Annotated in this window: 10 protein-coding genes and 1 pseudogene; 5 read left to right on the forward strand and 6 right to left on the reverse strand. The window is 59.1% G+C overall.

Annotated elements, in window-relative coordinates; genetic code table 11:
- Positions 1-416 precede the first annotated feature (416 nt).
- The 4 genes and pseudogenes from RT551_RS01675 to trbJ form a co-directional block, all read left to right on the forward strand.
- Positions 417-1,175, forward strand: a pseudogene (locus RT551_RS01675) (hypothetical protein); the annotation flags it as partial.
- Positions 1,176-1,812: 637 nt separating this feature from the next.
- Positions 1,813-2,277 carry a hypothetical protein gene (locus tag RT551_RS01680; protein ID WP_313455251.1) on the forward strand — a complete coding sequence of 155 codons (465 nt, stop codon included), beginning with the start codon at positions 1,813-1,815 and terminating at the stop codon, positions 2,275-2,277.
- A complete protein-coding gene (gene trbL, locus RT551_RS01685; protein WP_313455253.1) occupies positions 2,264-4,042 on the forward strand; it encodes a P-type conjugative transfer protein TrbL in 1,779 nt (592 codons plus the stop codon). The genes RT551_RS01680 and trbL overlap by 14 nt, the downstream gene beginning before the upstream one ends.
- A 12-nt stretch (positions 4,043-4,054) precedes the next feature.
- Positions 4,055-4,798: a P-type conjugative transfer protein TrbJ gene (gene trbJ / locus RT551_RS01690; RefSeq protein ID WP_313455255.1), complete on the forward strand. Its 744-nt coding sequence runs from the start codon at positions 4,055-4,057 to the stop codon at positions 4,796-4,798.
- A gap of 533 nt (positions 4,799-5,331) precedes the next feature.
- On the opposite strand, the gene RT551_RS01695 is transcribed toward trbJ, so the two are convergent.
- From RT551_RS01695 to RT551_RS01715, 5 genes are all read right to left on the reverse strand, one after another.
- On the reverse strand, positions 5,332-5,649 hold the full coding sequence (locus tag RT551_RS01695) for a hypothetical protein (RefSeq protein ID WP_313455257.1): 318 nt from the start codon (positions 5,647-5,649) through the stop codon (positions 5,332-5,334).
- 1,074 nt (positions 5,650-6,723) lie between these two features.
- Entirely contained in the window at positions 6,724-6,921 is a 198-nt protein-coding gene (locus tag RT551_RS01700) for a hypothetical protein (protein WP_313455259.1), read from the reverse strand.
- Positions 6,922-6,965: 44 nt separating this feature from the next.
- Positions 6,966-7,400, reverse strand: coding sequence for a type II toxin-antitoxin system HicB family antitoxin (locus RT551_RS01705; protein ID WP_313455260.1), 435 nt, complete (start codon positions 7,398-7,400; stop codon positions 6,966-6,968).
- A gap of 680 nt (positions 7,401-8,080) precedes the next feature.
- A complete protein-coding gene (locus RT551_RS01710; RefSeq protein ID WP_313455262.1) occupies positions 8,081-8,749 on the reverse strand; it encodes a hypothetical protein in 669 nt (222 codons plus the stop codon).
- A gap of 465 nt (positions 8,750-9,214) precedes the next feature.
- Positions 9,215-9,436 (reverse strand): BLUF domain-containing protein, encoded by a 222-nt coding sequence (locus RT551_RS01715; protein ID WP_313455263.1) that lies wholly within the window; start codon positions 9,434-9,436, stop codon positions 9,215-9,217.
- A gap of 1,251 nt (positions 9,437-10,687) precedes the next feature.
- On the opposite strand from RT551_RS01715, the gene RT551_RS01720 reads away from it, so the two are divergent.
- Positions 10,688-11,176: a hypothetical protein gene (locus RT551_RS01720; protein WP_313455265.1), complete on the forward strand. Its 489-nt coding sequence runs from the start codon at positions 10,688-10,690 to the stop codon at positions 11,174-11,176.
- A 572-nt stretch (positions 11,177-11,748) separates the two neighbouring features.
- Here the strand turns inward: RT551_RS01720 and RT551_RS01725 are convergent.
- The gene (locus RT551_RS01725) at positions 11,749-12,603 is read right to left on the reverse strand and encodes a site-specific integrase (RefSeq protein ID WP_313455266.1); all 855 of its coding nucleotides are present in this window, start codon (positions 12,601-12,603) and stop codon (positions 11,749-11,751) included.
- Between the last annotated feature and the right edge of the window lie 126 nt (positions 12,604-12,729).

Raw genomic sequence — 12,729 nt, forward strand, 5'->3', positions numbered from 1 at the left:
ATGCCCCATGTTCGGACTGACTCCGGCAGAGGCAGCGAAGCGAGCGGCGAGGGCCGCGTTGCCCGTCCCGGCCTATCGCCTTGCGAGTCAGAAGTCTCCATGGCTTGTGGATGTGCATGCCCTAGCCGCGTACCTGGATCAGAAAAAAGCGCTCGCCGCAGAAGAATGGCGTCGGGTCCGTGGAGCGGTGACCCCACTGCGGGACCATAAGGCGGCGTGATGACATCGAGCTGCTACGTGAATGCTTCTGCCGTTCCGTCCGTATGCACGTCGGGACGGTAGGGCCTTCCTCACCTCAGAAATCTCCAGCAGATAGGTATTTCCCCGTGGCCCCGGCCGCGGCGGTTTCGTGTGCCCGTTGTACGGTGATGGCAGAGGCCGGACCTGCGGCGCAGCACTGTAGCCAGGGGGCTCGGCACAAGCGTGTGCGCTGGAGGAAGCCCGCCGGCGCTCGCCGCCCCGGTGTGATCGACGCTACGCGATACGAGCTCGTGCGAAGCCTTGAACAGCGCCACGGGGCCATATGGACACGCATCAAGGACCAAGTACACGTCGCGGGGTACACAATCGAACGTGCCAGAGAGCGCGTGCGTGCCTTTCGCTCCGATGGGGCTGAATCTCTTCTGGCCATGGTGGTCGCACTGCTCTATATGACAGACGTGCGAACCGGGTTCGTCGGGAAGCCGCGCGTCGGCGGCGGGCGTTGGCAGCGCTACACACTCCGCGACCTGGCACAGCTCGCCTATGGTGCCCAAGGCGAACGAGACGTGCGTCGTGCCAGTCGAGCGATCGCGGTCATGGTGAGCATTGGATGGGCCTACCCTACCCAACAGGTCCGCCGCTACGCAGGCGACGCTTCCTTTCGCAGCGAACCGGGTGTGCGCCGATTGAATCTAAGGCGGATCTGCGAAATGACAGGCACGACTTGGCTGCTGGAACGCGACAGGCGTCATGCGGATCAGAAGCAAGGTGCTAGCACCGTATGGCTTGAGGAAGCCAAGGCAAACGTAGAGGCGCGAAGAAGGCGTGTGCAGGAGAGCCGTGCACAAATCGACAGGCTTGCGGATGAGCTGCGAGTGTCTCTGCCACGAACTGGGGCGGGTCCGCCGCCAGCCGCGCGGGGCGGCCGTACCCCTGCACTGCTCGGCGACATCTTCGGCTCTGCCTTCGGTTGAAATAGAGACCGGAGCGGGCACCTATCGCCGAGTGCCCTGAGAACGAGCGAGAGTGCGTCCCTATCCTGCCTGGCAATGGCCCGCAGCGAGGACCGGGGCCGGATGGAGTGCCTCCATCGCAAGATTCTAACGATCATCTGCGACTTATCCACACGTCCTGGGGACTCGTCAGTGGACAGGCTATTGATAAGTTGGTCTATTTGTCCTCGCTATTTGGTAGCTCATTCAGTCAACTCCGTTAAAAGCACAGTAAGCAGAATCAATCAAATTGAAAAAGTGATCCATCAAAATTGCGGCCGCCGCAAATTTGCACAGTCCATTCGCAATAGAGGCAAAGGAAAGAACGAATTCCTTGCAGACATGGATGCGCATTGATAGTAGATTTGAGTGTGATGGGGAGGGCCGTATGCGCGCCAAAACCCTGCAGAAATATTGCTACACGAATATCCAAAGAAGATAGCCGGTCAGATGCCGGTGAACGCTTCGCCGAAGGGCTAGTTCCCAGCGGTTTTCCACTGGCAAACCCACGGATACGGGTGCGCTCTTGAGCCGACACGCCATGTCGATGATCCGCCTGCCAAAAAGGCCGGGCCGATGCCTCACATGCCATTTCTGTCAACCGCTCAGGAGCTTGCACATGCACAAGAGAGATTCCGAAATTTTCGACGCTGAGTTCCGCGTCGTCCCCTCGTCCTACCTGGATAGTTGGAAGCTACAGTTGCCACGCACGCAGGACCGGATTGGCTACATTCTTGCAGCTGCGGCCGCCGCATCGGTGGTGGCTGGGGTTGCATCGGGCCATATGGTCGGTGGCTTCATCGCTGGCCTCGTGTTGGTCGGTACCGGGGCTGCGCTCACTGGAAGTCACAGGAACATGGGGCTCGTATCAATTGGTCTGGCGGCTTTGCTGGCTACGACCGGTTGCAGCAGAGAGCCGGAGCAGCTGAGCGTGGTCCATAAGGGACAGTCGGAATCTGAGGTGAAGGATAACGTTCGGAGAGCGACGAAGTACCAAGATATGCGGACCGGCTTCGAGCCGAGGCCGATTGTGGTCGGTCGCGACCTAAGCCCGAAAAAGGAGAGCGACGATGATCGTCGCTGACCAATCCGCTATCCAGCTGGTACAGCTTGGAGTATGGATACTCCAGGGATGGATGGCTGTGCTGGTCGCTTGCGTCATCGCGATGGCCTTGCTGTTTCGTAGGCACGGACCGGCAGCTGAGGTTCAGTCGCCGCGCGCCGTGCGCGCCTTGAGGGCCACAATACGACTGTGCGGTGGGCGTCTGATCTTCCTCAACGTCCGCCGGTACTTCCCCGATACGCACGACATGATATTCGTCGGGAGTCTGCAGGACGGGCCGGAGCGTAACGTCAAAGCCAGGCCATGGATCTTCATTGTCACCCTGGTGATAGTCATGCTTGTGTTGACGCCGGACTCCCAGGCGCAGACGGGTCCGATGGGCGACAACATGCTTGACGACACCACGGCGTTCTACGTCACCCAGTCCCAGGAGATGGCCGCGATTCTAAAGCCGCTCGCTAAGCAGCTTTATGGCTCGCTGGCGATCATCAGCTTTGCCCTGTTCTGGATACGTGCCTCGCTCAACGGGAGCGATGCGCCCTCCCTAGTCGGAAAGTTTGCTCTGGAAATATTGAAGGCCGGCTTCTTCTTGTGGGTGATCGATGTCGGTCCGGACTACTTGATGCAGTTCATGCGCTACTTCACAGACGCCGGATCACAGATCGGCCAGGCGGGGCAGTTGTCGCCATCAGGGATAGTCGTGCTCGGGTTCGATACATGCTTTCGTACGTTCGATGCCATTGGCCGAATGGGGTGGGGCGACACAGCCGCATTCGGTCTGCCGCTCGCACTGTGTGGTATCGCGATCCTTGTGTGCTTCGCTTTGGTCGCCATACTGTTGATGATCCGGCTGATCGAAATGCATATGGTGATCTACGGCGGAATTCTGCTTTTGGGCTTTGGTGGAATTTCGTTCACCAGGGATATCCCTCGCAACTATCTTTCATACGCGATCAGCTGCGGAGCGCAGCTGTTCATGGTCTATGTCCTAGTAGGCCTGGGGATGCAACTGGCAGACACTTGGCCCGCAAGCCTGTCAACTGACACCACGCCTGATGCAATCCTTCGCCAAGTGCTTCAGCTATTCGTTGCCTCCTTGGTATTTGCTTCGCTCTCGTGGTCAATCCCCAAGGCGGCGGCCAGTCTGGTCAACGGATCCGTGAGCATGGGGGCCGCCGATGCCTTTGCACCGGCTAGCGCGGCGGCGGCCGGGGCCGCTGCGGGAACCGCAGTGGCCACCGGAGGTACCTCCGCACTTGCAACGGCAGCGAAGGGAGCGGTGCAGGCGGCCACTGCTGGCACATCACTTGCGACTCAGCAGGGTGGCTCGGGTGTTTCAGCCGTCCTGAAGGGGCTTGGGCATGCGGCAAGTTCCACTGCGAAGGAAGTAGGGAGTGCGATGAAGGCCAAGACTGGTTTGGCCCCTCCCTCCCCAAATGCGACCGATCACCGAGGGCGCGTGGTAGACAGCCTGGGTACACGTGCTGCAAATGACTTGATTCAACAGGCTCAGGCCGAGAGGGAAGCCAAGGCGGGTGCTCCGTCCCCGCAGGCAAGTGAAGAAAGCGGCCGGCAAGCGATCGCAGAATCCACAGCCGCGAACCACGGCTCTCCCGCCGCTCCCAGCGGCGGTGCGGGCAGCGGTCCGCGAAGTCCTGAGTCGGGTCGTCCGCTTGACGGAGGTGCCATTCGGCCCGGCTCCGGCCCCCGCCTAGCTCCACCGACTTTGCCGCCTGACACCGCGCCCAGCAGCGCCGTTTCTATCCGAATCGACAATGAAGAATAAAGGGAAGTAACCATGAAGGCCGATAAGAAAACTGCAGTCACAGTCGCCGTGCTTCTAGCCAGCGTCAGTGCGGTTGTTCACATACCACCGGCCTCCGCCCAGTGGGTGGTGGTTGATCCTACCAACTACGTCGCCAATTTCATGACGCAGTTGAGGGCGGTGCAGTCAAACCTAAATGAAGCGAAGCAAATCCAGCAGCAGCTGGAGGGTCTGAAGTACCAGGCTCAGAACACCCGATCACTGGCGCAAGGCCGATGGAACGAAGGCGGCGACACCATCGCTCGCCTGGCCAACGTACTGCAGGAGGGAAATTCGCTTGCCGTTTCAGGGAAGGACTACGCTCGGCAGTTCCAGACGATGTTTCCCGGCTACAAGTCGGACAAAGACTTCAGTCAGAGCTATGACAGGTGGAACGCAACAACGCGGGACAGCGTGCTTGGTGCGTTGAAGGTCGCGAACCTTCAGGCAAACGGGTATGGGGATGAGCAGCAGGCGCTGTCCGCGTTGAAACAGGCCGTAGGGTCAACCAGTGGGCAAAAGGAGGCTCTGGACGCGGCCAACCAGATCGCATTGGCTCAGGTCACCCAGATGCAGAGCTTGCGCGAGCTTATGGTTGCCCAGATGCAAGCTGAGGGCACATACATGGCAGCCCAGACGCAGGCTACACACTCGCGAGAAGAATCGATCCGCGACGCTACGCAGTACCGTGACACGCGATCGGGATTCAAGCCGAAGCCGATCAAGATTGGGCATTGATCGCATCGGGCGGCCTGCATGCTGCGGGCCGCCAGGACATATCGAATGGCTTCATAGTCGTGGATGCAATGCGGTGAAGCTACTCGGTAGCTCTGGGCGAGTGAGTCCAGTCGATCCAGGAGACTGGGGGGCCACTGGAAGGATGAACCCTCGCCGGCGTCGAGGAACGCCGGAGAAAAAACACCGACTTCGATCAAGCTCTGCAACTGACCGCCATGGGCAAGTGCGACCCGAGTTGGGTCAACCTGTGTGATGGTGGGTGACGAATCAACCGATGCGCGAGATCTAGCCTTGGCTTACTAGTTCGCCAAATCATGGATGCGGCCATGCTCTTCTTGGAGCGCCACTCCTTGGTGCCTATCAACCGAGCCTCCTCTTTGAGCCCAAATTTGCGGCGGCCGCAAATTTAAGCTTGCCGTCTTCCGGCACCTGGCAATGGAACCGCTCCTTTGAGGCCATCAAATTTGCGGCGGCCACAAATTTGGGCTCGCCGCCTTCCGGCACCTGGTAGTGACACCGCTTCTTTGAAGCCTTCAAAATTGCGGCGGCCACAAATTTGGCTCGCCGCCTTCCGGCACCCGGTAGTGGAGCAGCTCTTTCAGGCCCCTGAAGTTTGCGGCGGCCGCAAATTTGGACTCGCCGCCTTGCGGCATCTGGTAGTGACACCACTTCTTTGAGGCCTTCAAAATTGCGGCGGCCACAAATTTGGCTCGCTCCCCTTCCCGCACCCGGCAGTGGAGCCGCTCTTTCAGGCCCCTGAAATTTGCGGCGGCCGCAAATTTGGACTCGCCGCCTTCCGGCACCTGGTAGTGACACCGCTTCCTTGAGGCCTTCAAAATTGCGGCGGCCACAAATTTGGCTCGCCCCCTTCCGGCACCCGTCAGTGGAGCCGCTCTTTCAGGCCCCTGAAATTTGCGGCGGCCGCAAATTTGGACTCGCCGCCTTCAGGCACCTGGCAGTGAAGCCGCTCTTTCAGACCCCTCAAATTTGCGGCGGCCGCAAACAAGGTTCTATGCCGCGTGGTCCGGGCAAACAGCTCGAGGCGGGCTTGCTTGCTGTTCTGCGGCCACAGCAGATCGTTAAGGTCGCTGAACTCGTTCCCACTTCAATAGTGCCAGACCACCCGGAACGTTTCGTGGTGCCTAGAGGCCGATCGCTTTGAGGCCCCTGCGTGTGGAAGACGGTTCAGGAGAAGCCAGCAACAACCACCGGAAGATAGTGGAACATAAAGAGTGGGATGCGCTACGCAGGGGGATCGCTCTTATGTCGTTGTTTAATAGGGCTTTTGTGTGCATCCCGAGTCATGGCTTTTGCATCCCATTTGCATCCCACTATTTGCTCATCAGTTTGTCGCAACTGCCCAATCCACGCGGGGTCGCTCGTAACTGTGGTGTCGGCCCAATCCGGAGGGAAGGCCTACCTGCTATGGGTGTCCTCCAAAAGCCTACGAAAGGGTCGTCCTGCACCTTGCCATCTACAACTCCAAGCAATGTGCAGCAGGGCAGCCCGAGGAGTAGCTTCTGCCCCGAGCACCACTGTGGGCGCGGAGCGATGGCCAGGCTGGCGCGATACGAGAGGTGAAGGAAGCGGATCAGGGCAAGCGGAAATGAGTGACGCCGGAAAACTCCTTACCCTCGATCAATCAGATGAGCTTTTGGCCTGTTCCTCCAGGACGCTGCGCTGTGCGACCGATACCGAACAGCTTCAGGCCTGCCGCCTCGGCCAGAGAGCAAAGTCCGACCGGATTCACCCAGACGAATTAGACGGGGTGGGCCCGGCCCAGAGTTGCGGGCCCCCGCTCTCGCTCCCCGCGCCATCCCTAGGCCCTCCTCCTCAAGATTCGGCCGATGATCGCGTTGCCGAAATGCTGGGAGTGCGGCGACCGGACTAGAAAAGCAAAAACCCCCGAAACGGGGGTTCGTTATTCAGTGCCGGCGCACTAAGTCCGTGATATCGAACTCATGAATATCACCAAATCGCTCCCAGATCTTTATCACCATGTCAGGGAGAACTGGGTTGGTGATCAAAAGCACCTCGGGGTCGCCGTCCGCGTCCACCAACTCGTACCAGTCGGATCCCTCGGCCTCCACCTGCACACCATGCTCCCTCAAAACCTGCAGCACATGTGTTCTAGGTTGAGCGCCGTCCCATGGCCCTTTGCGGATTCTCATGCTGCGTGGGCGATCTCAGCTTCTCGGAACGAAAGTGTCTTAAAGAACTTGGTGTCGTCGGGAATGTCCAACGCCACGACTGTGCCGCAGGTCAAAACATCCTTGCTTTCGCTGTCTAACCACAGCCCCCACGCCTCAGCGGGAGTCTTACCTTTGGTGAAAAGAGCGTCCAGCGGACGATTCCGCTTGATGTAAGCCTCGATCGTACGCAGCAACCCCTGAGCGAAGTTCTCTCGAACCTCCTCCACGGTCTGACCGGTGGTTAAGTAATCGATCTCCAAGCCCTGAGCGACATAGCCCCCATCCTCCGAAGGAAGGATAAGCACGCGCAACTGAGCGTCGACGGCATGCTTGCCGTCACTGGATTCTTGATGACGAATCACTACTGCGTTTTCTCTTTTCGTAGCCATAGATTGGGTCTCGCTATCCATAGTCTTCGAGACAAAAAGGCCGGTCCATTGACCGGCCGCAAGATCTTTGCGGCAAGGTGCCATGGGATCTTAGGTGGGATTCTAGTGTTACAAATTCGGCTAGCACAAGTGCCGCACCAACATCAACGGACAAAACTATGCACAACGTTCATTTCTGTGGATAAGCTGAAGATAAGTTAACTTTAAATTTATCTTTCAATCACTTATACCTGAACAGAAGTAGTGTTTTCTCGCCCGAATCTGAACGGGCTGCCAAGTTCTCAGTAGCTCTGATACCGCTCCCTGTGGCGTAGAGGTGTCTTCTAGGTCAGTTGTCACCCTAGGTTGAACCAGGCAACGGAGTCCTGCCTCAACCGACGTTCCAAAATGTTGCCCCTATCCACAATCTAACGCCTCAGACGATCCTGCAGCTGCGAACTCGCCGACCGGCTCGGTTAGCCTCTCGCCACTTCAGCACCTCGCCGGCAATCCATGTGGCGGGACGCATGGAAAACCGGACCGGGAAATTGTGGCGACAGGCAATCGTCTCCAGCACCAGCCGCCCGGCCACGCCCAGCAGCTCGCCGACCGCTTCGGCGTTGATGGCACGGAGTTCAAATAGAACCTGGCTCTATGGTTCGGTCATGCATTGGCAACCAAAGTCCGGAGATCTGACTGAGGTGCGCCTCAGGGACTGCCTTTCAGCCAGTGGCAGGTTCACCGGCCGCGGTCCGCTCCTTCCGCACCAAGCCCGGTTGTACAAAAGGCCATTCATTGATCCGGGCCTCCCGCTGCCTGAGGTGAGCTACCAACAACGCCCCCCCGGCTACCTGACGGCCATTCTTGTCGTTCAGATAGGTCGCCTGTAGCACGCCGGCCTGAAACACCTCTACCGGGTCAAAGCTGTCGGGCCTGCCCCGCAGCGGCTCTCCTGGGGAAGCGAGACCCCCGATCAGGGGCTGGATCAGCGCGGGAGTTTCCGACGCGTGCTTGGCATAGGCGGTAGCCGTCATTCGGCCCAGCCGGCCCGACCAGCCCCCAAGCACGATCTCAGTCCTCAAGTGGTGTACAGGCAACGCTGCTGCTTCAGCAGCCTCCACGTAGCCCGGCCAGAGTCGGTCCATCGTTGGCCCAATCTCTGCGGCCAAGCCCTCAATGGTGAAGTCGGCCAGAAAGCTGGCCTGCAGGCAAAGCTCATAGATCTTGGGGAAGAATTGGGCAGATCCCCGACTGGCCAGTACTAGGTTGTGCTGTGGGATCAGCAACAACTTCGCGCCGGCCGAGTGCCGACCCGTATAGGCGTCTTCCGCGAGGGTATCGACGGCCACCAGAAGACGGTCGTTATTGAGCAGCACGTTGAGAATGCTCACGGGTCGCTAGCCTCCTGCAGGACGACGGTGCAGCTCGGTTGGCGTTGGGAAGACCTGGCCCCGAATGCGCAGTCAAGCCGAGGGAGTCGGCGGGGGCGACCACGCATTCGGGTGGAATCTGCCAGGGTGGGCACAAGGCCCTTAGGCGGATGTCTCCCCGCACTGCCTCCAAATCTGCGACGCCCGCTGTTAAGCCGGCGCGAAACCCGCCAAGAGCTAGGGTCAGACTGCGGGCCGAGATCTTCAGCCACGGCTTTCTAGTTGATGTACGGGCTGGCCAGCGAGTGCATACGGTCAATCCCAGTTTGTGCCATACCCTTCACCGCGCCCACGCGACGATGAGCTAATCCCCGCCAATCGCTGCGAACTGCGATGCGCAGCTCAGGCTCGTCCACAAGCAGCCAGTGCATCGACCAGTAGGGAAAGCGGCGCTGGCCGCCCCGACTGCGACCTAGCTCCACGATCTCAGGTGTGGCTCCGGGAGTTCAGGATTCGGGAATAGGTGAGATTCAAGCCGTCCTCTGGCCCCTCAATGTACTGCAGGAAGCGATTGCCGTCCGTGAACAGAATGCCCGTCACGCCGGCGATCTGATTGTGCGCGGCGGCGTCGCGAGTCAAATCGTCGATCTGATCAATAGTCAGCCCCGGCACGGCTTGGCTGAAGTAAACGAGAGCGTGAAGCGTCATGCCATGCCCCCCAATGTAAATCGCCCCCTGCAAGCCAAACCCTAACAGGCACCTCATCCCGCCGGGTGTGAAATATGTCGGTATGTGGATAGTCGCCAGATCAGGTTTCGCTTGTAAGCCCTGCTCCGGCGGGTTGACGTTACGGTGACGTCACGCGTAACCCCACGCTATCTTTCGCAGCCCATCCCGCTGCGCTGGAGGACGCTTGCAGCGACTTGATAGCGTACTGCGGCCTTTGCTGAGTCAGCGGATTCATAGCTGCAGGACTGTGCCGGATCCATTCTCGATGAGCATCGAGCGAGGTTCTGCGCTGCCCTGGCTAGCTCGTCTGCTGCGATCAAGAACTCCGAACAGGCATCCGAATTTTGAGCAGGCATCCCGACTGAGGCAGGTGCCCGCCAATGCGGCCAAGCTTCATTCACCTGAACCACCGGCACGTCAGAGGGAGCCGCCTCCTCGTGTATGTGAGGGGTGGTTGTGAAGTAATAGACCGCTGTCGGCGGGGTCGATTGAATAGATCCCTGCTGATGCGCCGTGGTGGGCAAGGCGTAGGGATTCACTTTGCCGGGTTGTCCGGTGTGAGGGTTGTAGTTCCCTTGGGTCGAGTAGTTATCTAGGGGCGTGCGGTTGGGCGCACTTCTGTAGTGTGGAGCGACGTATGTTCCGTCCTTTTTGAAGTAGCCACGGACCCGAACGTCGCGCGCATCAGCCAGGCTTCCCCATGCCAACGCCAGCCCCGCAGCAAGCACCAGAATTCCCTTCACCGTCCCCCCCTTCGGCCCCTTGGGCCAATTCTAGAAATCGCTCTGAAATAGACTTAGCTGCCACATTGGGCGCTCCCCTGCATTGAGTGCCGGACCAGTTCATCCCTCACATTAATCAGCCACTTCAGTTCCTACCACGAGCTCAACTGGCGTCGTCGCCATCCACGAGGCTCAAAGACCGGTACGCGTGATCACGGCTAACACCGACCCGCGCAAGGAAAAGTCGCGGGCTTGATGGCATCCTCTTCGTGCAATTCCTCGGTGCGCAGCGAGAAAGCGTTGGAATCTGGCCCGCTCCAGTTGCCTCCAGAGTAAGCAAAGCCCCGCTGGTGCGCCGAGGGAGTGTCCACGGCCCCACAGCCTTTGCAGGTCAAACTGTAGTGAGTCGAAGTGCTGATGCCCATGCTCACTCTACGACTAGTGTCTGAGAGGATATTCCTGCATTGCCGATCATGCCATCCACCAAATTCCATAGTGAGATCCTCCAATGCGGGTTGAAGCCCAGAACTACTTCGCCTTGATAGTCGAACCGACCTGCACCGAATACTTCGAGCGGCCGTGGGAGTTCCGCCGAGGGATATTGTCGCTGATCGTGACCTCTCACATGGTCGATTACTGGGTGATGGGCAGCTATGCGGGAGGGTCCACTAGGAAGGACATGACCGACGCGGTTAGTCAGGGCCGCGATGCCTTGACAGCTCTCTATCCAGATCTGCGTCTACTCGCCGATGCGGCCGATGCCGCCAAGCACGGGAGGCTGGCCTCAATTCAATCACGCGTCCGGCAGATCGACAGAGCGGACCAGCTGAAGGTGACGCCAAGCCTATTCAATGCTCCCTTTGGCCAAGGCGTGTTCGCTGAGGCAGTGGAAATCTACTTCGAACGCCCCGACGGCCGACACGTGAGCATGCGAGGGCTCCTATCGCAGGCGCTTGCCTTCTGGCGCGGCCAATTGGGTATTCAATCCAAGCCGTAGCCAAGTCATCCATGTCAGGAAATCCCTGACTAGAACACGCCGGAATCGTCTGCGAACGTCATGCCCTCAATTGGAGGACAGATGCGCAAGTCAATTTGGGACATGAACCCGAGGGGGTTCGGCGTCTTGGTGGTGCTCACCTTTGCTGTGCCTATAGGCGGGGCAGTGCTGGCGTCCCACTTGGCGTTCTTCGAAGCGCGTGCTTGCACCGGACTCGCCCAACTGAAAGAAGGCTCGTACGAGTACGAGCAAAGGCTGATGGAATGCATGCGGGACGGCCGAACACTTCCAGTGAAGTAGGGCCGCAGACGACTACTGCCTCCCACGGACACGCGGTCCAGGGCTGATCATTTACGCCGGAAGTGACGGGGAGAGACGTTACCTCCCTTATGAGAAGTTCTCGCTCCACGAGACGGTTGAGGCATTCGGTATCACTCAGCACCGATCCACTCGTGGGGTACAACAGTAGGGTGATTGCCTCCCGCAGCGTGGACTTGCCAACGTCTCACGCGTTGACATTGCGGAACTCAGACAGGTGTGCCCGCAACACGTTAACGACTTCCGCCTGGCAATTAGCGGTCCGGCACATCCTCAGGTCTGAGATGCGTATACCGCTTCAACGTCGCCCAAGATTCATGCAGAGTGAATTGCGCAACTTCTTGAATGCTGTAGCCTTTCTCAAACAAGCGTGACGTCGCTTCATGGCGAAGGTCGTGGAAGCGAAGGTCAGGAATGCCTAGAACGTGTACGGCGCGAGTAAAGGCTGCACCAACTGACTTGGAATTGTAGGGAAACACCAATGGACTGGTAGCCGAGCTCCTACGTCGTTCGATCAGTTCCCAAGCGGCTGGAGAAACCTTGAAAACCTTGTGGTTCCCAGTCTTGAGTCGCGGGTGTTTTACGTCCCGCAGGAGCGCGGTGCCGCGTTCACGGTTCAAGTCTTTCCACTGCAAGCGGGTAATTTCTTCTTGGCGTCGCGCCGAGGCCAGCGCGAACCTCACGATCTCCACCATAGGGATGTCGGCACGCTGATCGCGCTCGGTGAAGTAGGCGATGAGACTCCGCTCCTCGGCTTCTGAGAGGCGTCTCTGCCTTTGGCGCGATTTTGCAGTGATCCGCTCCCCACGAAGAAAAGTTGCCGCCTCATCCAGGGCATGCAGCGGGGTAGGTAGCCCCAAGACAGCCGTGGCGGTCTTGAAGACCATGCGGAGCCAAATCAGGTCGTTTGCAGCCGTAGCAGGGCCCGCGCCCTCGGCGCGGCGTCCCTCTACGTAATGAATGAAGTCCTGGCGAGTCAGGCTGTCGGCCCGGCGATCCCTTAAACTGGCCATCTTGAGCCTGGCCAGGTCTGCCTTCTTGGATCGCCCCCATTCTTCCCCTTGGCGCTCCCGAAGCTCATACCACCCGATCAGTTCGCCCCAGGTCATTCGCTTGCCCAACGGTTCACCTCGGGCGCGCTGAAGCTGGAGGCTAGCCTCTCGACGCGTGATCCACTCCTTCGGTAATCCCCCCACTTCTAGCTGTCGCCAAAAGTGGAACTAGGCCGCCAATGC

Origin of the sequence: Stenotrophomonas sp., from assembly GCF_032103445.1 — a bacterium.
Classification (GTDB): domain Bacteria; phylum Pseudomonadota; class Gammaproteobacteria; order Xanthomonadales; family Xanthomonadaceae; genus Stenotrophomonas.

Coding starts and splice junctions, on each gene's coding strand:
- RT551_RS01680 (WP_313455251.1), top strand. CDS start 1,813: ATGCACAAGAGAGATTCCGAAATTTTCGACGCTGAGTTCCGCGTCGTC.
- trbL (WP_313455253.1), top strand. CDS start 2,264: ATGATCGTCGCTGACCAATCCGCTATCCAGCTGGTACAGCTTGGAGTA.
- trbJ (WP_313455255.1), top strand. CDS start 4,055: ATGAAGGCCGATAAGAAAACTGCAGTCACAGTCGCCGTGCTTCTAGCC.
- RT551_RS01705 (WP_313455260.1), bottom strand. CDS start 7,400: ATGGATAGCGAGACCCAATCTATGGCTACGAAAAGAGAAAACGCAGTA.
- RT551_RS01715 (WP_313455263.1), bottom strand. CDS start 9,436: ATGACGCTTCACGCTCTCGTTTACTTCAGCCAAGCCGTGCCGGGGCTG.
- RT551_RS01720 (WP_313455265.1), top strand. CDS start 10,688: ATGCGGGTTGAAGCCCAGAACTACTTCGCCTTGATAGTCGAACCGACC.
- RT551_RS01725 (WP_313455266.1), bottom strand. CDS start 12,603: ATGACCTGGGGCGAACTGATCGGGTGGTATGAGCTTCGGGAGCGCCAA.